Origin of the sequence: Flavobacterium sp. FlaQc-30 (assembly GCF_044005885.1) — a bacterium.
Classification (GTDB): Bacteria; Bacteroidota; Bacteroidia; order Flavobacteriales; family Flavobacteriaceae; genus Flavobacterium.
Genome location: NZ_JBIPCO010000001.1, coordinates 359313 through 379996, shown reverse-complemented (window position 1 = coordinate 379996; position 20684 = coordinate 359313). Strand labels below are relative to the sequence as shown.

Annotated in this window: 18 protein-coding genes and 2 tRNA genes; 9 read left to right on the top strand and 11 right to left on the bottom strand. The window is 33.5% G+C overall.

Going from position 1 to position 20684, the window contains the following annotated elements; translation table 11 throughout:
- Positions 1–221: 221 nt before the first annotated feature.
- The 5 genes from ACHRV0_RS01615 to ACHRV0_RS01595 form a co-directional block, all read right to left on the bottom strand.
- Entirely contained in the window at positions 222–548 is a 327-nt protein-coding gene (locus tag ACHRV0_RS01615) for an MGMT family protein (protein WP_129022603.1), read from the bottom strand.
- 125 nt (positions 549–673) lie between these two features.
- Positions 674–1312, bottom strand: a complete 639-nt coding sequence (locus ACHRV0_RS01610) for a LysE family transporter (protein WP_129052868.1) — start codon at positions 1310–1312, stop codon at positions 674–676.
- 42 nt (positions 1313–1354) lie between these two features.
- The gene (gene trmB / locus ACHRV0_RS01605) at positions 1355–2032 is read right to left on the bottom strand and encodes a tRNA (guanosine(46)-N7)-methyltransferase TrmB (RefSeq protein WP_089053773.1); all 678 of its coding nucleotides are present in this window, start codon (positions 2030–2032) and stop codon (positions 1355–1357) included.
- Positions 2033–2169: 137 nt separating this feature from the next.
- The gene (locus tag ACHRV0_RS01600) at positions 2170–3552 is read right to left on the bottom strand and encodes an ammonium transporter (RefSeq protein ID WP_129052869.1); all 1383 of its coding nucleotides are present in this window, start codon (positions 3550–3552) and stop codon (positions 2170–2172) included.
- A 262-nt stretch (positions 3553–3814) separates the two neighbouring features.
- Entirely contained in the window at positions 3815–4306 is a 492-nt protein-coding gene (locus ACHRV0_RS01595; protein WP_395439700.1) for a nuclear transport factor 2 family protein, read from the bottom strand.
- A gap of 185 nt (positions 4307–4491) precedes the next feature.
- On the opposite strand from ACHRV0_RS01595, the gene ACHRV0_RS01590 reads away from it, so the two are divergent.
- Positions 4492–5166, top strand: a complete 675-nt coding sequence (locus tag ACHRV0_RS01590; protein WP_395439699.1) for a hypothetical protein — start codon at positions 4492–4494, stop codon at positions 5164–5166.
- Between the two features lie 49 nt (positions 5167–5215).
- Here the strand turns inward: ACHRV0_RS01590 and wrbA are convergent, their stop codons facing one another.
- A complete protein-coding gene (gene wrbA / locus ACHRV0_RS01585) occupies positions 5216–6376 on the bottom strand; it encodes an NAD(P)H:quinone oxidoreductase (protein WP_395439698.1) in 1161 nt (386 codons plus the stop codon).
- 486 nt (positions 6377–6862) lie between these two features.
- Here wrbA and ACHRV0_RS01580 point away from each other — a divergent pair, with 486 nt between their 5' ends.
- A complete protein-coding gene (locus ACHRV0_RS01580) occupies positions 6863–7522 on the top strand; it encodes an NAD(P)H-binding protein (RefSeq protein WP_395439697.1) in 660 nt (219 codons plus the stop codon).
- Between the two features lie 212 nt (positions 7523–7734).
- Here ACHRV0_RS01580 and ACHRV0_RS01575 read toward each other — a convergent pair whose 3' ends face one another.
- The gene (locus tag ACHRV0_RS01575; protein WP_129022609.1) at positions 7735–8049 is read right to left on the bottom strand and encodes an HPF/RaiA family ribosome-associated protein; all 315 of its coding nucleotides are present in this window, start codon (positions 8047–8049) and stop codon (positions 7735–7737) included.
- A 358-nt stretch (positions 8050–8407) separates the two neighbouring features.
- Here ACHRV0_RS01575 and ACHRV0_RS01570 point away from each other — a divergent pair, with 358 nt between their 5' ends.
- Positions 8408–8644 carry a hypothetical protein gene (locus ACHRV0_RS01570; RefSeq protein WP_395439696.1) on the top strand — a complete coding sequence of 79 codons (237 nt, stop codon included), beginning with the start codon at positions 8408–8410 and terminating at the stop codon, positions 8642–8644.
- A 187-nt stretch (positions 8645–8831) separates the two neighbouring features.
- Here ACHRV0_RS01570 and ACHRV0_RS01565 read toward each other — a convergent pair whose 3' ends face one another.
- The 4 genes from ACHRV0_RS01565 to ACHRV0_RS01550 form a co-directional block, all read right to left on the bottom strand.
- Entirely contained in the window at positions 8832–10139 is a 1308-nt protein-coding gene (locus ACHRV0_RS01565) for an MvaI/BcnI family restriction endonuclease (protein ID WP_395439695.1), read from the bottom strand.
- Complete coding sequence (dcm, locus tag ACHRV0_RS01560; RefSeq protein ID WP_395439694.1) at positions 10120–11343, bottom strand: DNA (cytosine-5-)-methyltransferase; 1224 nt, start codon at positions 11341–11343, stop codon at positions 10120–10122. The genes ACHRV0_RS01565 and dcm overlap by 20 nt, the downstream gene beginning before the upstream one ends.
- A complete protein-coding gene (locus ACHRV0_RS01555; protein ID WP_395439693.1) occupies positions 11340–11561 on the bottom strand; it encodes a helix-turn-helix domain-containing protein in 222 nt (73 codons plus the stop codon). Before ACHRV0_RS01555 ends, dcm begins: the two co-directional genes overlap by 4 nt.
- Positions 11562–11726: 165 nt before the next feature.
- The gene (locus ACHRV0_RS01550) at positions 11727–14186 is read right to left on the bottom strand and encodes an AsmA-like C-terminal region-containing protein (protein ID WP_395439692.1); all 2460 of its coding nucleotides are present in this window, start codon (positions 14184–14186) and stop codon (positions 11727–11729) included.
- A 246-nt stretch (positions 14187–14432) separates the two neighbouring features.
- Here ACHRV0_RS01550 and trxA point away from each other — a divergent pair, with 246 nt between their 5' ends.
- The 6 genes from trxA to ACHRV0_RS01520 all read left to right on the top strand — a co-directional run bounded on the left by trxA (position 14433) and on the right by ACHRV0_RS01520 (position 20463).
- Positions 14433–14750 (top strand): thioredoxin, encoded by a 318-nt coding sequence (gene trxA / locus ACHRV0_RS01545; RefSeq protein WP_012023423.1) that lies wholly within the window; start codon positions 14433–14435, stop codon positions 14748–14750.
- 229 nt (positions 14751–14979) lie between these two features.
- On the top strand, positions 14980–17553 hold the full coding sequence (locus ACHRV0_RS01540; RefSeq protein WP_395439691.1) for a M1 family aminopeptidase: 2574 nt from the start codon (positions 14980–14982) through the stop codon (positions 17551–17553).
- Positions 17550–18476 carry a DUF58 domain-containing protein gene (locus ACHRV0_RS01535; RefSeq protein WP_089053783.1) on the top strand — a complete coding sequence of 309 codons (927 nt, stop codon included), beginning with the start codon at positions 17550–17552 and terminating at the stop codon, positions 18474–18476. Before ACHRV0_RS01540 ends, ACHRV0_RS01535 begins: the two co-directional genes overlap by 4 nt.
- An 86-nt stretch (positions 18477–18562) precedes the next feature.
- A tRNA-Asp gene (locus tag ACHRV0_RS01530) sits at positions 18563–18636 on the top strand.
- A gap of 672 nt (positions 18637–19308) precedes the next feature.
- Positions 19309–19382: transfer RNA gene (locus ACHRV0_RS01525), tRNA-Asp, on the top strand.
- Between the two features lie 259 nt (positions 19383–19641).
- On the top strand, positions 19642–20463 hold the full coding sequence (locus tag ACHRV0_RS01520) for an AraC family transcriptional regulator (RefSeq protein ID WP_395439690.1): 822 nt from the start codon (positions 19642–19644) through the stop codon (positions 20461–20463).
- The last annotated feature ends 221 nt before the right edge of the window (positions 20464–20684 follow it).

The window sequence follows — 20684 nt, the reverse complement described above, 5'->3', positions numbered from 1 at the left end:
GTAAGTTCATATTAAGCATTGCGTATAAATCTCTCGCAAAGTCGCTAAGCTGCGGAGGTTTAGAAGCAAAGTTATATGCGCATTTTTGTCATCCCGAGGAACGAGGGATCTTCGTTAGCGGCTCGACAAAGATTGAAAACCTTGCTTGCGGAGTTTCTTGCAGAGATCCCTCGTTCCTCGGGATGACAAGATTGTGGTTATAGTTGGTATGAAATGAGAAATTAAAATTCCATTTCAGGAGTCCAAAAATGTTTTTCGAAATCTACAATTTGATTGTTTACTACTTTTATTCCTTCGTTTTCTAAAAGCTGCTGCATTAAATTTGTTCCGTCAAAATGATGTTTTCCTGTCAAAAGTCCTTTTTGGTTAACGACTCTGTGTGCAGGAACATCATCCATATTATGGCAGGCGTTCATGGCCCAGCCAACCATTCGCGCAGAGCGAGCAGTTCCTAAAGCTTTTGCAATTGCACCATAAGAAGTTACTTTTCCAAACGGAATTTGTCTGGCGATTACATAAACTCTTTCGAAAAAATTTTCCTCAGCCATAAATTAAGTTTTTTTTGCTACTGATTAAAAGGAGTAAATAGATTTATCTGTCTGATCTGCAAAATCTGCGAGAAAAATATTTAACCACAAGGTAAAAAAAATCCTTTTAATCTGTGGCTGTAAAATTATCCGAAATAATAGTTCAAAATATTAAAAAGTGTTGCAATGGCAACTAAACCCGTAATGCTTCCAATAATCGTGTTCATGTTTCGCATTAAGTAATCTGTTTTCTTTTCAATTCTTCCAAAGAATGCAATATAGCTGTACAAAACAGCAAACGAACCTAAAACAGAACCTAAAACAAAAGTAAAAATAGTATTGTTTTCGAAGGCAAAAAGATGGTAAGAAGCCAGCGTTACGCTCACTAAAACATAATAAGGAATAGGGAAGAAGTTTAAACCAGAAAGAAGCATTCCTAGAAAGAAACGGCTTTTTTTACTGCTTTTTTTAATCTTCGATTTCTTTTTGCTTTGAGGTTCTTTGGCAATAAATAGAAAATAAATAGTTAAGATTGAAAAAATAACAAAACCAACTTCACGCAGTAAAGTCACAACATCTGGGCGATTATCTATAACACGCGCAAATAAAACAGCAACGTAAACCTGAAAAAAAATAACTAAAACAGCACCAATTACAAACCATAAGGCGTTCTTTTTTCCTTCTTTCAAGTTTATTTTAGCAGCCGTCATATTGATTAAACCCGGCGGAATAATCCCAATTGCAGCAGCAATAAAACCTGAAAGTAATGGAGTGAATAATGCCATTCAGTTGTTTTAGTAGGTTAAAAAAGAGGTTTTAAAATTAAATTAGTCTTTAATTTTGAAACGAATATACGTAATTGCCTTGTTAATTTCTAAATATTGTTTTTCATAAAAAGTCTGAAAAGCAGTAACTTCTTCAGGGCTTCCCTCATTTTTGTACACATTGTGATTTGCATACAAAACTTCGTGTCCTTCACCATGAAGTAATCCAAGTGTATAACCGTGCATAAATTCACTGTCGGTTTTAAGATTCACGACACCGTCTTTTTTAAGGATTTTTTTGTAAAGTTTCAAGAACTCAGAATTCGTCATTCTGTGTTTTGTTCTTTTGTATTTGATTTGCGGATCTGGAAAAGTAATCCAGATTTCGTCAACTTCATTTTCTGCAAAAATATGATTGATTAATTCGATTTGAGTTCGAATAAATGCCACATTATGAAGACCAGTTTCAACAGCAGTTTTTGCACCACGCCAAAAACGAGCACCTTTAATGTCGATACCAATAAAATTTTTGTTAGGATATTTTTCAGCTAATCCAACAGAGTATTCACCTTTCCCGCATCCCAATTCTAAAACTAAAGGATTATCATTTTTAAAGAAATCAGAATTCCATTTTCCTCTTAAAGGCATTAAGTTGCCTACAACTTCTTCTCTAGTTGGTTGAAAAACGTTTTGAAATGTTTCGTTTTCTCTGAATCTTTTTAGTTTATTTTTACTTCCCACTTTACAAAAATTTTCCGCAAAATTAAGGAATATAAACGAATGAAAATAGCGTAATTAGGTTTAAAAGTTTTCCGCCACGAATTCACGAATTATTTTAAAAAGAAAATTCGTGAATTCGTGGCGAAAAAAAAATATTTTTACCCGTAATGAGGTTCAGTAATTGGCTGTGCTTTCGGATCAAGAGATTCATCGTGTTGTGATAAATCCAATCCCATATGTTCTGATTCCTCAGAAACTCTTAATGGAATAATAAAATTGGTTACTTTAAACAAGAAATAAGCTCCGAAGAAAGTAAATATAGAAACCAAAACAAGCGCCATCATGTGGTGTGCAAATACATTCCAGCCTCCGTGCAGCAAGCTTGCATCTTTACCATGAGCAAAAATTGCAGTTAGAATCATTCCCATAATTCCGCCGACACCGTGACAGGCAAAAACGTCAAGCGTATCATCGAATTTTTTCGAAAAACGGCAATTTACAGCAGAGTTTGAAACTAAAGCAGTCACAAAACCAAAAAACATACTTTCAGGAACCGATACAAATCCTGCGGCAGGTGTTATCGCAACAAGACCTACAACTGCACCAATACAGGCGCCAAGTGCTGAAACTTTTCTTCCGTTCATTCGGTCAAAGAAAATCCAAGTTAACATCGCTGCGGCAGATGAAGTTGTTGTAGTTGCAAAAGCCATAGCAGCAGTTCCGTTTGCAGCAAGTGCAGAACCAGCGTTGAAGCCAAACCATCCAAACCATAACATTCCGGTTCCTAGTAATACAAACGGAATATTAGTTGGTATATGCTGACTATTTTTTCTTTTTCCTAAAACAATAACACCAGCAAGTGCCGCAAAACCAGAACTCATATGAACAACAGTTCCGCCGGCAAAATCTTTTACGCCAAAATAACTTCCTAAAATACCTGTAGGATACCAAACAGAGTGGCATAAAGGCGCGTAAATGAAAATAGTAAATAAGCTGATGAAAAGTAAATAGGAGATAAAACGAACACGCTCTGCAAATGAACCCGTAATAATAGCAGGAGCAATAATGGCAAATTTCATTTGAAACAAGGCAAAAAGCATAAACGGAATTGTATTGGCTAATTGTTTATGAGGCAAAACGCCCACATAATCCATAAAAGCAAAAGTAGTCGGGTTGCCAAAGAAACTGTAAAAATGATCTCCAGAACTAAAACCAACAGGATCTCCAAAAGCTAAACTAAAAGCAACAACAACCCATAAAAGTGTTACAACTCCTAAACAGATAAAACTTTGAAGCATCGTAGAAATAACATTTTTCTTGCCCACCATTCCGCCATAAAAAAAAGACAATCCAGGTGTCATGATTAAAACTAAACAGCAAGAGGTAAGCATCCAGGCAACATCGGCAGGTACAATATGTTCTGTAGTGCCAAATTCAGATAAAACATAACTGTTTTCAGTAACAGTTGGCCAAAATGCACCCGTAATGCAAATAATACTTATAATAATAAAGGAAATGATCCAGCGTTTCTCTATTTTCATTTTTCAAATACTTTATTGAACCCTATTTTTTTTGGGGTCAAAGTTAAAAAAAAATAAATATTTAGATTTTGAGGGCTGTTAAAATAGTGGTTGTGTTTTAATTTTAGTTGATTTTGTAAAATTTGAGTTCTTTTTTTAAGACTACTTTATTTTGACGTTCTAAATTATGCCCTAAATTGTCAATTGTATTATAATTAATTTGATTTATGAAGCTGTAAAGCGCTATAAAAGTTATGTTTATAAGAATAAAGTCAAAAAATGTTTATTTTTTTTGAAGCTTTGCGATCAAAGCATCTTCAATTGGCGCTTTTATTTTAATTACAGCATTAACATCATCGTTTGGAATTGTCATTGACAAAACATAATGTTGAATTTTCCATTCTTTTCCCACTTTAACCAAAACACCAGAACCGCGGCAGATTTTCATTTGTGTGTTCAGCAATTCGTCAAACCAAGCTGTTTTTCCAGTTTTATCAAAAAAGATATGGCGTTCTAAAGCTGTAAAACTCCAAGTTTTTCCTTTGTCAAAATAAGGTTTTGCCCAAACTTTAAAATCCTTTTTAGTCCAGTTTTCAGTCGCATCAGTTCCAATAAAAATAGCATCGTCTGCCATTAAGTTAAAATAGTCTTCAAATTTTACATCGCCGGCAGCTTTGTGCCAAGCATCAATTGTTTGATTGATTTTATCTTTGTCTGAGGTTTGAGCATTTGCAAAAGCAGCAACGAATAAAAGTAATAAGAATGTTTTTTTCATGTGAGATACTATTTTAGTTTAAAGGTATTAATTTTTTAAACTATAAATAAGCAATATAAAAAACTTTGCGCTTTGGCGAGATTAATCTGCAAATAAGCTTCAAGTAAAACTTAAATTATCTTAGATTCCTTTAAGGTTTAGTTTTAAAAAAACGAGTATATTTGAGTGCTTTAAACACATTAGATATGAATCCGAAAATCTTTATAAGTTCATTTGTTATTACTTCTTTACTTCTGGTTTCTTGTAAAAAAGAATTAGAACCGCAGGAGAGCACACCAACTTCTGAATTAGTAAAATTAGGTTTGGCAAAAGACACTGCAAAAACGAAGTCAGTGGTAGAACAGCAACAGCAAATGCCTGCTGCAAACCCAAATACTGTTTTGAGTGAGACAAAAGGATTAAATCCTGCTCACGGAAAACCAGGGCATCGTTGTGATATTGCAGTTGGAGCTCCGTTAAATTCTGCTCCTTCGCAACAGGCACAAACAACGCAGACGGCTCAAACGGTACAAGTAAATCCGAATCAAAAAAATGTAGTTACAACTACAGTTGCTACGCCTGCAAAAGTGGCAAAAGGAATGAATCCGCCACACGGACAACCTGGACATAGATGCGACATTGCAGTTGGAGCACCCTTAAATTCGCCAGTTGCAAAAACTACTACTGCTGCGGCTTCAACTCCGCAAAGCGGAACAGCGACACAAAATTTTACGGTAACGCCGCCGCCGGCAGCAAATCCAGTTCCAGCTTTGTTAAGTACAGAAACTACTCAAAAGGTTGCCGAAGGAATGAATCCGGCACACGGACAACCAGGACATCGCTGTGATATTGCAGTGGGAGCACCTTTACCAAAATCATAAAAAAAGCGGAATACAATTGTATTCCGCTTTTTGTTTTAAATCATATGTACTATTCAATTTCAAAAATCGCCTGAATTTCTACAACCGAATTTATAGGCAGTGAAACTGCACCAATTGTAGCTCTGGCATGTTTTCCTTTTTCTCCAAAAACCAAAGCGGTTAAATTTGAAGCCGAATTCATAATTCCAGCATGTTGTGTATATTCAGGAGTAGTATTAAAAAATCCTGTTAACTGCACACATTGTTTTACTTTATTCAAATCGCCTCCGCAAGCTTCTTTTAAAACCGCAATTACATTCAGCATTGTTTGATATGTTGCTTCTTTCGCTTGCTCATCAGTAACATTTGCACCAACTTTACCCGGATTTAAAATTTTTCCCTCTTTTAAGGCAACTTGATTAATGTATACTTTATGATTCGAAATCGTATACGGAACATAATTTCCAACTGGTTTAGGAGCTTCAGGAAGCACAATGTTGTTGTCTTTTAATGTTTTGTTGATATCAGTTTTAATTTCTGCTGAAGTTGTTTTTACAGTTTTGATATTTTCTGTGTTTTTCAATCCAGATGCGGCTCTTGCTAAAGCTTTTCCTTGTTCTTTAGCTAAATTTAATTCGCTTAAAGAAGGTCTTGTTCCAGTTGATCCCGTTAATGCAGTGGCTCCAAAAGGCGTATTTCCTTGCGGAACAGTTTTGTCTAAACCAGCTGTTCCCATAATTCCAGTAGGAACAATTATCATTCCGTGAGAAGCAAGGATATTCCAGAAAGATAAAATTGCAGCTTCTTTTCCTGCGCCAGATCCTGCAGACATAAATACAGTTGATGGTTTTCCTTCTAAAGCTCTTGAAGTCCAAAGCGGAATACTTTGGCTGAAAAAGTAATTCATATCGGCACTGATAGTAGCAAAATGAACAGGACTTCCAAATGCGATTCCGTCATAATTAGCCAATTCATCAATAACGGCGATTGGCAGTTTTTCTACATCAGAATTTAGTTTTTCTTTTGGATTTATGGACGGAACTCTTTTTATAATTGCTTTTGTATTTGGATATTCCTGAATTCCTTCAGCAATCGCTTTAGCCATTTTATAAGTGCCTCCGTTTTGCGAATAAATTAAAACCAGAATATTTGTTTCGGGGGTTTTTACTTGTGCATTGGCGCCAAAGCCTATAAAAACTGCGATTAATAATGCGAGTAATTGCTTTTTCATGAATGTGTTTTTAATAATTATGGTATAAAATCCCAATTATGCACTTGTTTACAAGTTTTATTTTTGGGACTGCAAATTTACTTCTTACAATATCGAAAAACGTTATTATTATCTTAATTGTCTTATCAAAGGGGGACTAATCTTAAGTCCCGGAGGGACGAAATAGTTATAGAAAATAAAAGGACACCAAAAAAAGAACCCCAGCGGGGTGATATATTGAGTATTGTCAGTAAAAATAATATGTCGTTCCGCTGGAGCTGGATTTTTATAACGGATATCAAATTAGCTATAAATATATTGCTCCTCTGGAGCTTTAAATTTAGCAGTTGATTTTATTGATTTCTTTTATTCTCATAGCTTTTGAGATTGGTAGAGGAAATAATCTTTTCAAATGCATTCTGTAGCATGCTGTGTGTGTTTAAATGCTTCAATTCAAAAAAAATAGCTGATAATTTTCTAACTTCGGGAAAACAAATTTTCTATTTTATGAAAAAAGCAATTGTATATGGCGCGAGCGGACTAGTTGGATCGTACATTCTAGAAAACTTATTGAAGGATGATGCTTATGAACAAGTTGTAATAGTTGTTCGAAAAGATTTAAATATCCAGCATCCCAAATTAAAAACGCTTATGGCTGATTTTAATTCGTTAGCCAATGTAGTGCAAGGCATTGAAATAGATGAAGTTTTTATTTCGCTTGGCACAACGCAGAAAAAAACACCAGATAAAAAAGTGTACTATCAAATAGATCATGATTATCCAGTTTTGGCAGCAAAACTTGCTAAAGAAAACGGAGCAAAATCAGTTTTCTTGGTTTCTGCAATTGGTGCAAATGTAAATTCATCTGTTTTTTATGTAAAAACAAAAGGCGAGGCAGAGCAAGATATTATTAATTTAAATTTTGATCACACTTATATTTTTCGTCCTTCGATGATTTTAGGAGATCGAAAAGAAAACCGACCACTGGAAAAAATCTTTAAAGCAGTTTTTAAAGTCATCAATCCGTTATTTGTTGGAAAACTAAGTGCTTATAAAGGAATTGAAGCCAGAGATATTGCAAAAGCAATGGTTAAGAGCGCGGCGAAGTTTAACGAACCAGTTAATATACTGCATTGGAAAGAAATGAACGCTTTATTAAACACATAGAAACATAGCTTTGTTACTTAAAAAAGATATTTCACTTGTTTAATACAATAAACAGCTATGCGAAAGAAACATGTTTCTTTTTGTCTCCTTTTCGAACCATAAATCTATGTTTCTATGTGTTTAATGTTTTTATTTTACGCAACAGGTTTACGATAAAAAAAATGGCATTATCTTGATTTGAGATAATGCCATTTTTGTATGTGATGTTTATATTAATGTGCCTTCAATTTTTCGAAAGTAGTAGTCAATGATTTTTTTGCTTTAGTTAAAGCGCCGCTAAAAGCTTTTTCGAGTGTATCGGCATGTTCTGTTACGGTAATAGGCTGTAATTTTACAGGACGAACTTCGATTACACATTTTTTATCGTTTACACTAAATTTTTCTCCATTTTCATCTCCAAAATGTACTTCAATGCGGGTAATTTTATCTTCAAAACGAGCTAAACCTTTTTCTAATTCTTCAGAAAAATAAGCTGCTAATCTTTCGTGTCCTTCGATGTTCTTGTCGGTATTGATTTGAATTTTCATATCGGTTTATATTTAATGATTGTTTCTCAAAGCTATCTTTTTTAGCGCAAAAAGCCAAAGAGATTAGTAAAATATTATGAAAAAAATATACGATTTATCGTCTTGTTTGTCATTCCGAAGAATGAGGAATCTTCGCAAGTAACTCCGCAGCAGTAAACAAGCTAAAATGTAAGATAATTACTTTATCAGCTCAGATTTTTTGATACCTTTGCGGTTCCTAAAATGCAAAAAAATATGATTACGAAAAAACTTCTTGCCCGTGTGGTATGGTGGCGGTATTGGAAACAACCGCAACGCTCTTTTTGCAGCGTAGGACACCTAAGCTATACGGGTTTTATATTTCCTAAAATGCAAAAATATGAGTACAAACACCCTTTCAAAAGAAACCGAATTGCGGTTAGCCAATTTTTTCAACCAAACAGTTGATCCTAAAAGTCTGGCAAAAGCAATCCGACAAATCAATTATTTAATTGCTTTAAGCATAATTCGGGATTGTGAAACATTCGAAACCGAGAAAATAAACCTCGAAAAAGGTTATTATTGGCTCAATGAATTAGCCAAGATTTTAAATCCTTATTTTGAGGTTGAGAATTAAGAAAATGAAAAAGCCACTGATGAAGTGGCTTTTTTTTTGGAATTTGTATAAATAGCTCGTTGATTTTCGTATTTTACATGCTGTGATTCTTTTTTCTAATGGGGTTGTTTAGTTTTTGTTGCAGGATTTTTTAATATACGTGTTTTAGGAACATTATTTTGGATTGTGGAACCCTACAAAGAATTGCTTAAACTGTAATATCTATTACTTCATTGATTTTGTATAAATTACCTAAATTTTTAGAAACTATTCTAAATTGACTTCTTTTTTTTATTAAGGGTTTTGTTGACATATTCTCTAACTTAATTCCTGGGTCATAATAGATATTTCCATTTGCCATTTCTTTTAAAAACATTAAAAAATCTGTACCTGTTCCTAGAATTATGTTGTTACCATATTTGTAATTTCTGCCGCTAGAATTTTCTGATAATGATGGGACATAACATGCTTGATTGTGTTTTCTGTTCCAATGTAATAGCATTGATGAAAAACTCCATGAAGCAGTCTCATTGTTGTCTGCGTCCATTAAAGCAATTCGGCCATTTGAATTTCTTATTTTTTCTTCACTTTTATCATAACCTATTAATTTTAAAGTTAGGTTTGTACGAGGATGAAGTATGTCAGATTTGTGTACGCCTCCAAAGTTTAATCTGTCAGGTTTTCCACTAACATCCGGATACCCATATTTTCTTAAAAAAGCTTCTGCGCCAGCTAATTTATAAAAGCCGTCAGTAGGTTCAGGTGTCATTAATGTTATTACTTTTGAATTAATTCTTGCAAAATTATTAACTCCAAATTGTTTTACCTCCCATCCTAGATAATCAGGTTCGGAATATCCGTTTGGGGTTATTCCTAATTCCGCTTCTAGCGTATAACCTCCACAATTAGGCGATTCGCAAGGGAGTGTTTTTCCAAAAGCATTCAAGCGTTTAGATTTAATCCAGCCTAAATTATGAATTCTCAATAATTCGGAAATCAGTTTTTGTCTATTATTTTGAAAAATTGGGAGTTCAATTACTTTGAATATACCATAATTATTTAGTGAAGATAAGTTGTTCAGTTCATTAGAAATTTCAGAATCAGGAGCAGTTACATAGCCTAAAATTTCACCAAGGTCGGAAACTCCTAAAAAAAGTAATCTATCTTGAAGTCGCTGCGTCATTAAATTTGAAGGGGCGTTTTTACTTCCAAGTAGAAAACCTGAAAATCTCACTTCGGGATATTTTGGATACAAAATAAGTTGTGATTTTGGGGCTGGTGTTGTTGTACCATCTTCCAGAATCCATGAAAATTTTATTTTAGCCTTAAATCTTTCTTTTTTCCAGTCACCAGCAGTCTCAGTAGTAATTTCAGAAATAGGTAAAATATTTAATATTTCAAAGTTACCGCCAAAATATACTTGATTTTTAGAGTTATCATTGGGAGCTAGATTTTTTACATAAATCTTGTTGCATCCATTTGCCGAAAAGATCGCTTTAAGATTTTTTAGATTCATTGATTTGAATTAATTCTTTTAATATGTTTTTTCCAACTGCTTGCATTAAAGGGGATACCACTGAATTTCCGAATTGTTTGTAAGCTTGATTATCAGATACGGGAATGATAAAACTATCAGGAAATCCTTGAAGTCTTGCACACTCTCTAGGGACTAATCGTCTAGGATTCTTACCTTTTTGAGGAATTAGTATTTCTGCGCCATCTTTATAGTATCGGGCACTCATAGTTCTTGAAATTCCATTTAAATCGGCTAATCCAAATCCAAATCCATTTCCTTTAGCTTTATGTTTTTTAGCATATTCTTGTAAATAGTTCCAAAGTTTATCTGATAAAGTATATTTGGGATCGACTTCAGGTAAAAGAATATCTTTTAGTGCAAATTTTGTATCACTCATTTCTGGAAATTTGAACGTCTCTTTTTCTTTAAAATATTCGTTATCAAATCCAACAATAATAATTCTTTCCCTATGTTGGGGAACAAAATGTTTACCATCTAAAACTTTAAAATAAATAGTATAGTTTAGTTCTCTTAATGTATTTTGAATAACTTTAAAAGTATTCCCTTTATCATGAGATACGAGATTTTTTACATTTTCTAACATAAAAGTTTTAGGTCTTTTATGTTTAAGAATTCGTGCTATATCAAAAAAAAGAGTTCCTTGGGTTTCATCTAGAAAACCATGTTTTCTGCCTAAAGCATTCTTTTTTGAAACTCCTGCAATTGAAAATGGTTGACAAGGAAAACCTGCTAGTAAAATATCATGATCGGGAATTTCAGTTTCATCTATTTGAGTTATATCCCCAAATGGTACTTTTCCAAAATTTGCTTCATAAGTTTTTTTTGAATAACTATCCCATTCACTAGTAAATACACATTTTCCTCCTAAATTTTGATAGGCAAGTCTTATTCCTCCAATACCTGCAAATAAATCTATAAATTTAAATTTAGGTTCTTCGGGTGAAGGAAAAGGGATATCCCATTTTATAGGTAAGTAGTATTGAAAGTTTGGTTCTTCTAAAATGTTTAATTTTTCGTGTAAATTTGTAAGATACTCTGTGGCGTCACTTTTAAAATATTCTGAAACTCCATTTTTATGATTTTGAAAATAATGAGTTAATTTGGCTAATCCATTATCTGTTTTCTTGTCAACGTCAATTTTAAGTTTTTGTCTGATTTCTGAGTATTTTTTTGCTTTCTTCATTTTTTAAAATCCTTATCATTAAAAAAAGCTCCAAAATCAGAATCTAGAGCTGTTATTATTTTTTCTATTATTTCTATGGAAACATTTCGTTGACCCTTTTCAATATCTGAAATATAGTTTCTGTCAACGTTAGAAATATTGGCTAAATACTCAATTGAGTATCCTTTTTGTTCTCGAAGTTCTTTGACTTTGAATCCGAATTTTTCTTTGATATTCATAATTTATAAAAGTAGGTTCGTGCGTACAATTGACCCGAGTACAATTGGCCTCATTGTTAAATAGTTTTCAACTTGATTATTAACGTTTAGTTTTCTTTTTTTTTGTAAAAAAAAACGCTAGTCAGAAATGACTAGCGTTAACTTATGTTTTTTAAGATGGAGAATTTATTTATCCTTCTTCCCCCACTTAATTTTCATTTTTCCATTATCATCAAGAGCGATTAAATGCAGGACAATTCCGCGTTCACGAACAGCATCGCGCTCGGCTTTGCTGGCGAGTTTGGCGTCGTTTTTAGAGTTTCTAAGCGGGATTGTTAAAGCGAGATTGGTTCCTCGTCCAAAAGAGTAAATTCCGTCAACATCAATGTTTAGTACGCTGGAACTTATTGTTAAATTGTTTACGTCTACTTGTTCGCCGCGCATATTAAGATGACCAGACAAATCGCTGAAAGTGATATTCTCGACATCACGAAAAGGAAAAGCAAATTTACCAACTTTTACAATTGGCTGAAAATTTACCAAAGCACCTTGATTAACATTAAAATCGAGTTTTCCGTGCATCGAATTGGTGATTAATTCTCCGTGACTATTAATAAAACCATTTACATTGGCAGTGCTTGTAAGGCGTCCTTTAATGTTATTTGGACTGAAAGATTTGATTCCGAAATTGTTAAACGATTTTAGAAAACTTGCAATATCAACTCGATTAACCTGTGCGTTTGAGCTAAAAGCGTAATTGTTTCCGCTTGGTTTTATTTCGCTGTTAAAAGTTATACTGCCGCCCGAAGTTTGCAGCGAGCCATTTTTTATAAGCAGTCTCGAATCGATCATTTGTATACGTGCCGTTGTATTCGTGGCAGTTAGTTTATTGTAATTTATTTTGTCCGCTTTAATATCAATAACAACGGCGCATTTCTCGATTACAGTTCGCAAATGGTTTGAGATCGTTGGTTTTTTATTTTTAACAGCTGTTTTGCTTTTTTGAGAAGCAGTTAAAACGCCCAGAAATTGTTTAAGATCAATATTTGGGCAATAAATGTTCCAGTTTACAACCATTTTTTCGGGCGCATCATAGTATAGATTCAAGAAATTATCAATTTTACCATCGATAATAATAGAATTTTTATTGTGTTTGTAAGTGATTTTTTTAATGAGTAAAGCTTGTTCAGTAAAATCAAGCTGCACGTTTACTTTTTCGGCATGAATTTTTTTCGGAATAAAATCAAACGAAGTGTTTTCGACATTTACACTCCCAATAAATTTAGGTTTGTTGATGTATAAATCGACAATGTCAAACTGAAAGTTCAGATTAGCTTTGGCATGACCTTCAGAAAAATGAATCCATTTGTCATTGCTTACTTCATTTAGTTTTTCGACATCAAAATCAGAATTTACAGTTCCAGTTGCAATAGGTTTTTCAAGATTATTGATGGATAATTGTGGAATTGAAAGCGGAATGTTTTGATATTCTCCAGAAAATCGAGTTAAAATTACAGCTGAATTCGGATCATTAAAACCTTCCTTCGGCTTGAAATTATTGGTAAAAATTCCTTTAAAATTACATTTCTTAATTTGTCCGTCAGGAATCGTGAGCTCATTGTTTTTGCACATTGCCTGCACCACTATTTTAGGATCGTCATGAACATTTAAATCTCCTTTTAGATCACAGTTTACAGCAATGGGCTCTTTTAAATCAAATCGGTTAAGTTTAGAACTGATATTTGCCGATAATAAATTTGATGCATTACTCCATAAAATATGAGTGTCGATATTGATTCCAAAAAGAGAATTGGTTTTTCCGATATTAAAATATGCCACAATATCAAACGAATCTGTGCCTATTTTTAAGCTTTTGGTTACAATGTCAATTTTCTGTTTGTTTGCAGAATACGATACATTCAAAGTCCCTTTTAGTTCCTTTTGTTTGGCAAAACTTCCATGCACGGTATTAAAAGCAAGACTGTTTATTTGAGTGTCTAAAAACAAATCAGTACTCCAATCGTCTCCATCGTAATTTACTTTAGAGTTTAAATTGTGAACATCAAAATCAAACAATTTATTTCCGAGTTGGTTATTTATGGTAACACGAACATTGCTGAGGTCGACTTGATCAATTGTAGTTTCAGTTTCAGATTTCTTTTGCTGATCTTTTTTCTTTTTTGGTTTAAAAATGTCTGAATTTGTATATCCGTCTTTCGTTTTATAAATGTAAATATCAGCATCGTTAATGAGGATTTTATGAATATTAACTTCATGATGCAATAAGCTCCAGATATTTAGTCGGGCTTCAATTTCTTTGGCTTTTAATAAAGTATGATGATGAGTATTCCATTTTTTGTCTTTGAGCTCGATATCATTTAAGGCTAAAGTGAAATTAGGAAAACCAGTTAAAAATTTATAGTGAAAGTCGCCAATATGAAAGTCGCCATTTATATTTTCGTTGATTTTGGCGTTTACTTTGGCAATAATTTCGGTTTTATTTCTGTTGAAATAGATCGATAATCCTCCGCAGGCAATTAAAAGCAATGCTATAAGTCCCAAAATAAAATAACCAAAGCGCTTAGCATATTTTTTAAAACCAACCGATTGAAAAAAGTTTTTTATTTGTTGCAAAGTTTCTCTCATCTGGATAAATTTTTCTGGATCATTAAAGATAAGCTAAAAAAGAATGTTATTCTTAAAAAGATTACAGTAAGCTAATTGTAAGTTTAAATTGATAAAATAAGAGTTTAATTACTGATATAATTAAAGACAATACATTTATAATGAAAACTAATTTACGAATGATGTTTCATTTGTTTTAAATTTTTAAATTTGTACTCTAGTTTGAAACATAACAATTCAGACGATAATTTTAAAAGATAAGAAATTATGGCATTAGCAATAACAGATGCTACTTTTGATGAAGTAGTTTTAAAATCAGATAAACCAGTAATGGTAGATTTTTGGGCAGCATGGTGTGGTCCTTGTAGAATGGTTGGTCCAATCATTGACCAATTAAGCGATGAGTACGCAGGAAAAGTAGTTGTTGGTAAAGTAGATGTAGATGCAAACCAAGAATTCGCTGCAAAATATGGTGTGCGTAACATACCAACCGTTTTGGTGTTTCATAACGGTGAAGTAGTAGGAAAACAAGTAGGAGTAGCTCCTAAACAAACCTACGCAGATAGTTTAGACGCTTTGTTGTAATCGTAAGATTATGATTTATATAAAAGAGGTTTGGCGAAAGTCAAACCTTTTTTATTTGAGTTTTTTTGCTGCGAATTTCACTAATTTCCATAAATTAAATTTTTTGCTTGAGTTTTCATTACTCCCGATAACTATCGCGAGTGGCAAACATTTTAAATTAATTCGTGGAAATTAGTGAAATTCGTGGCAAACATTTTTTATTTTTAACGAATCTTATATTCCTTTAAAAATGAAAAATCTATACACCTTTCTTTGCTTTGTTATGTTGATTCCAAGTTGTTTTTCGCAATCAAAAGAAAAAGAAAGTGCAATTTTAGAAAGTGGTGTTTCAGAACAATTGGCACAATTTCGTAAAAAACAAATTTCGGATGTTCAGTATAATTTGTCTTTTGAGATTCCCAATCAAAAAGAAGAAAATATAAATGCTCATTTGATTGTAAATTTAAATTTGACTGATCTAAGTCAGCCCTTGCTTTTAGATTTTAAAGAAAAAACGTTAAACATAAAATCAGTTGCCGTAAACGGAAAAAGCATGGCAATTGTTCACGAAAAAGGACATATTGTAATTTCTCCCTTAGCTTTAATTATGGGAAAAAATACAATCTTGATATCCTTCATTGCAGGTAATTTATCGTTGAATAGAAATGATGATTTTCTCTATACTCTATTAGTTCCAGATCGTGCAAGTACTTTGTTTCCGTGTTTTGATCAGCCAGACATAAAAGCGACTTATAAATTGAGTCTTACTGTACCAAAAGATTGGTCGGTTTTGGCTGGAGCCGATGTAAAAGAGAAATTAGAAAAAGGCGATTTTACTTTGTACACTTTTGGAGAATCAGATAAAATGAGTACCTATTTGTTTTCTTTTGTTGCCGGAAAATTCAAAAGTACCACGCAAAAACCAGGTTTAGAAATGACAATGCTGTATCGCGAAAACAGTCAGGAAAAATTTCGCGTAAGCGCCGATACTATTTTTAATTTGCATCAACAATCTTTAAATTTTTTAGAAAAATACACCAATTATAAATTCCCTTTTCAAAAGTTAGACTTTGCTTCAATTCCCGTTTTTCAGTATGGCGGAATGGAACATGTTGGCGCAATTCAATATCGAGAGTCAACTTTATTTCTGGACAACAGCGCAACCGACAGCGAGAAATTAAACCGAGCGAAACTCATCGCACACGAAACCTCGCATATGTGGTTTGGCGATTTGGTAACCATGAAATGGTTTGACGATGTTTGGATGAAAGAGGTTTTTGCCAACTTCATGGCAGATAAAATCATGAATCCTATTTTTCCGAAAGTCAATCATAATTTACAGTTTTTCACAGCCCATTATGCCACCGCTTACGCAGAAGATCGATCTTTGGGAACACATCCGATAAAGCAGCATTTGGCGAATTTAAAAAATGCAGGTTCGCTTTATGGTGCTATTATTTACAACAAAGCACCAATTATGATGCGCCAGTTAGAAGTTTCGATGGGAAAGGAAGCTTTTCAGAAAGGAATCCAAAAATACATTCAAAAATACGCTAATGACAATGCCGATTGGAATAATCTAGTAGAAATTCTGGATGCCGAGACGCCTCTTGATATGAAAAAATGGAGCGAAGTTTGGGTAAACAAATCTGGAAGAGCCATTTTTACAGATAAGATTGAATACGACTCTAAAAACAGAATCAAGAAATTTGAAATCCAACAACAAGCAGAAGATAAATCCGATAATGTTTGGCCGCAAATTTTTCAGATTGGTTTTGTTTATGCAGATAATGTAAAAGTTTTAACAGCGAATATTAAAGAGCAAAATCTGATTTTAAAAGAAGCAGCTGGACTTGAAAAACCACTTTCTATTGTTTACAATTATAATGGTTTTGGATACGGTGTTTTTCCGCTTGACGAGAATAATTTAAAGTATATCGCAACGCTGAAAGATGAGGTTGCAAGAGCATCAAGTTATAGTAATCTTTATGAAAACACATTGATTGGAAATATCTCGCCAGACAAAGCTTATGATTGCTTTTTAAAAGGGATTCAGACAGAAGAAAATGAATTGGTTTTGAGAATTGCCTCAAACAATTTGAATACTATTTATTGGAGATTATTTACCGAAAAACAACAAAATAAAGTTCAGAAACAACTTGAAACAGTTTTGAATGAACGTTTGCAGGCGAATTTATCGGCAAATATTAAAAAGACTTTATTCGGATTGTTCAGTTCGATTGCCTATTCAGATTCGGCGAAAGCTAAATTATATCAGATTTGGAATAAGGAAATTGTAATTCCTGGTTTAAAATTAAATGAAGATGATTTTACCAATATGGCAATGAACTTGGCAATTTTCAAACATGAAAAAGCCGATGAAATCTTAGAAAAAACAAGAACAACAATCTCAAATCCTGATAAACAAAAGCGTTTTGCGTTTCTGCTTCCATCATTGTCAAAAGACGAATCAGTTCGAAATGCCTTTATGGAATCTTTAAAAGACGATTCAAACCGTGAAAAGGAGTCTTGGGTTTCGGCTGGTTTGAGTAATATTCACCATCCGCTTCGTCAGGAAAGTGCGCAAAAGTATATTAGATTTTCATTAGATTTAGTCGATGAAATTCAGCGCACGGGCGATATTTTCTTTCCGAAAGACTGGCTTGATAATACCGTTGGGAGATATTCGTCTAAATTTGCTTTTGATGAAGTACAGCGATTCTTAAAAGAAAATCCTAATTTTAGTCCGATCTTGAAGCGTAAATTATTTATGGCGACAGATTTGCTTTATAAAGCTCAAAATATTAAAAAAGAAACCGAATGAAAATCGAATCGGAAATAGAGAAAGTCTCCAGTTTTCAACATCTTGAAATGCTGGCGAATCAGGTTGTGGAAGGTTTTATATCTGGAATGCACAAGAGCCCGTTTCATGGATTTTCGGCTGAATTTGCTGAACATAAAGTGTATAATGCAGGCGAAAGCACTAAGCATATCGATTGGAAATTGTTTGCTAAAACAGATCGTTTATACACAAAACGTTTTGAGGAAGAAACTAATTTACGCTGTCATTTAATTGTCGATAATTCGTCGTCGATGCATTATCCAGAATTAAAATCAGATCAGCCATTTTATGAAAAAAAGATTGGTTTTGCAGTTTTGGCGTCGGCGGTTTTAATGAATATTTTAAAGAAACAGCGCGATGCTGTTGGTTTAAGCGTTTTCTCTGATAAATACGAATATTATGCTCCAGAAAAAGGAAGCGATCGTCATCATAGAATGCTTTTAAACAAACTGGAAGAATTATTGGTTCAGCCAAAAGTCAAAAAAACGACCGATACAATTACCTATTTGCATCAAATAGCAGAGAAAATGCATCGCCGTTCGATGATCATTTTGTTTACAGATATGTTTCAGACCGAAGATGACGAAAAGCTTTTTAATGCTTTGCAGCATCTAAAGCATAATAAACATAAAGTAGTTTTGTTTCATGTTGTTGATAATGAAACGGAGTTAAAATTTGATTTTGACAACGCGCCAAGAAAGTTTATCGACTTAGAATCAGGAGAAGAGGTTTCTATTTTTGCTGATAATGTTAAAATTGAATATGAAAAAAGGGTAGAAGCTTATTTTAAAAACTTGGCTTTAACCTGCGCGAAGAACCAAATTAAGTACGTTCCGGTGAATGTTGGCGATAATTTTGAAAAAATATTGACAACATATTTGGTTGAAAAACAAAACTTTGGATAAATATTTAAAAATTTATTTCATTTTTTTTACAAAAACACTTGCAGAAATGAAATTCTGTACTATCTTTGCAACCGCAATAACGCAGAGGTTTGGTAGTTCAGTTGGTTAGAATACATGCCTGTCACGCATGGGGTCGCGGGTTCGAGTCCCGTCCAGACCGCAATATTGGGAAAAGCCTTTCTTAACGGAAAGGCTTTTTTGCCCAAATACGGTATCTAAGATTAGTTGTGTTGTTTTGCTACGACTTTGTAACTCGTAGCTGGTTTAGTAGTTAGACCAATGAAAAGCTTTCCACTTTTGTGGATGGCTTTTTTGATTTAAGACACTTTTGGTTTTTTGTTTTTTAACCGCAAAGAACGCTAAGATTTACGCAAAGTCCGCAAAGTTTTTTTAAGCTTTGCGGATTTTGTATTTTATTGTAATTCTAATTTTATCATACAGTTTGTCATTTCGACGAAGGAGAAATCTCCGCAAGTAACTCTACAAAGGTTTTTCATTCATTATATTAGAATATAGCCCGTGGTTTCAACCACGGGAACACAATGTGTATAAATACGTCTCCCGTGGTTAAAACCACGAGCTATGTTTAAAAACGAGATAAATAATACTACATGAAAAGCTTTTGTCAAAGTTTCAAACTTTGACAAAGGTCGAAAGATTAAAGAACTTTGCGCTCTTCCCGGTTAAAAAGAAAGAAAGTTCTTCTTTTTTGTTTTAAAAGTGAGATTTTAAAATATTGGAATTAAGCTAATTAAAAATTTCTCGATTTTTATTCCTAAAAACCCTTGCAGAAACGAAATTCTGTTGTATTTTTGCACTCGCAATAACGCAGGGTTTGGTAGTTCAGTTGGTTAGAATACATGCCTGTCACGCATGGGGTCGCGGGTTCGAGTCCCGTCCAGACCGCCTAAGTTGTTAAAAGCCTTTCTTAATAGAAAGGCTTTTTTGTTTTTAGGTTTAACCGCAAAGTTTTGTATTGATCGGTTTGATTTGTCATTTCGACCGAAGGGAGAAATCGCACGAGAAATTCCGTAAAGTATATCTTCCAATCTTTGGCGACCAACTAGTGTGATTTCTCCCTTCGGTCGAAATGACAAACGTTGTGGTTATCACAATTTATTTCTTCTTATCTTTAATATCACAAAATTCTCCGTATTAAGTTTCAATGGAACATTCTGGTCAGAAATTAGATAAATATTACATCAAGAAAGTAGATGCCGATAAAAAAAGCATTTACTGTCACCACGATTTGATGGGCGAATTGTTTGTGCCGCCGCATCGACACGTTAAAGCACAATTGCTGTATGCTGAAGGCGATGTTGTTTTTGTAACGACTGAGACCAAAACCTATTTTTTACCCGCAAGACATTTTATCTGGATTCCGAGTGGAGTGGAGCACAGCATCGAGCCAAAATCTGAAAGTGTTACGATGCGAAATTTGTATTTTCCAGTAGAAAAAGACGAAGATGATTTTTATAAAGTAGAAGGAATTTATCCAGTCAATAATTTACTGCTGCAAATGATGCTTTTTACCAATCGATGGAATGGTGATCTTAAAAAAGGAACTCCGAATTTTGCTATTGCCAAAGCGATAAAAGCAATTCTTCCGCAAATTTGCACTAATAATTTACCTTTAGAATTGCCACAGCCAAAAGATAAACGACTTAGTAAAATTCTGCGTTATATCGAGAATAATCTAGGTGAGACGATTCTGTTTGCCGATGTTGCCCATGAATTTGGTTACAGCGAACGCTCTTTGTATCGCTTGTTTCAAAAAGATCTTAATATGTCTTTTATTCAATATTATACCATTCGCCGAATTTTAAAAGCAATCGAACTTTTGTTAGAAAGAAAACTTTCGGTAAAAGAGGTAGCCGAAGAAGTTGGTTATAATAGTGTTCCAACGTTCAGTAACACATTCTTCAAGATTTTAGGACAAAGACCTTCCGATTACTTGAACGGCGAGGAGATTTTGGAGAGAAAATGATTTATTTTTTTCTCTCGCAGATTTGGTAGATTGCGCGGATTTTCACTTCAACATATTAATTATCTGTACAATCTGCCAAATCTGCGAGAGAATTTGAAAAATAATCACAATTCAAATTTGTTTTGTAATAAATTGTTTTCCAGTGTTTTAATATAACGTTTTCGGAAAATTCGATTTTAACATTTGTCCGAAATGAATATGTTCTTGGCTTTTTAGAATTA

Excerpts from the sequence above, each read along its gene's own strand:
- wrbA (WP_395439698.1), bottom strand. The coding sequence starts at position 6,376 with ATGAAAAAGCAATTACTCGCATTATTAATCGCAGTTTTTATAGGCTTT.
- ACHRV0_RS01565 (WP_395439695.1), bottom strand. The coding sequence starts at position 10,139 with ATGAATCTAAAAAATCTTAAAGCGATCTTTTCGGCAAATGGATGCAAC.
- ACHRV0_RS01600 (WP_129052869.1), bottom strand. The coding sequence starts at position 3,552 with ATGAAAATAGAGAAACGCTGGATCATTTCCTTTATTATTATAAGTATT.
- ACHRV0_RS01570 (WP_395439696.1), top strand. The coding sequence starts at position 8,408 with ATGAGTACAAACACCCTTTCAAAAGAAACCGAATTGCGGTTAGCCAAT.
- trxA (WP_012023423.1), top strand. The coding sequence starts at position 14,433 with ATGGCATTAGCAATAACAGATGCTACTTTTGATGAAGTAGTTTTAAAA.
- ACHRV0_RS01610 (WP_129052868.1), bottom strand. The coding sequence starts at position 1,312 with ATGGCATTATTCACTCCATTACTTTCAGGTTTTATTGCTGCTGCAATT.
- ACHRV0_RS01535 (WP_089053783.1), top strand. The coding sequence starts at position 17,550 with ATGAAAATCGAATCGGAAATAGAGAAAGTCTCCAGTTTTCAACATCTT.
- ACHRV0_RS01590 (WP_395439699.1), top strand. The coding sequence starts at position 4,492 with ATGAATCCGAAAATCTTTATAAGTTCATTTGTTATTACTTCTTTACTT.
- ACHRV0_RS01555 (WP_395439693.1), bottom strand. The coding sequence starts at position 11,561 with ATGAATATCAAAGAAAAATTCGGATTCAAAGTCAAAGAACTTCGAGAA.
- ACHRV0_RS01615 (WP_129022603.1), bottom strand. The coding sequence starts at position 548 with ATGGCTGAGGAAAATTTTTTCGAAAGAGTTTATGTAATCGCCAGACAA.
- ACHRV0_RS01580 (WP_395439697.1), top strand. The coding sequence starts at position 6,863 with ATGAAAAAAGCAATTGTATATGGCGCGAGCGGACTAGTTGGATCGTAC.
- ACHRV0_RS01575 (WP_129022609.1), bottom strand. The coding sequence starts at position 8,049 with ATGAAAATTCAAATCAATACCGACAAGAACATCGAAGGACACGAAAGA.
- dcm (WP_395439694.1), bottom strand. The coding sequence starts at position 11,343 with ATGAAGAAAGCAAAAAAATACTCAGAAATCAGACAAAAACTTAAAATT.
- ACHRV0_RS01540 (WP_395439691.1), top strand. The coding sequence starts at position 14,980 with ATGAAAAATCTATACACCTTTCTTTGCTTTGTTATGTTGATTCCAAGT.
- ACHRV0_RS01520 (WP_395439690.1), top strand. The coding sequence starts at position 19,642 with ATGGAACATTCTGGTCAGAAATTAGATAAATATTACATCAAGAAAGTA.
- ACHRV0_RS01550 (WP_395439692.1), bottom strand. The coding sequence starts at position 14,186 with ATGAGAGAAACTTTGCAACAAATAAAAAACTTTTTTCAATCGGTTGGT.
- ACHRV0_RS01595 (WP_395439700.1), bottom strand. The coding sequence starts at position 4,306 with ATGAAAAAAACATTCTTATTACTTTTATTCGTTGCTGCTTTTGCAAAT.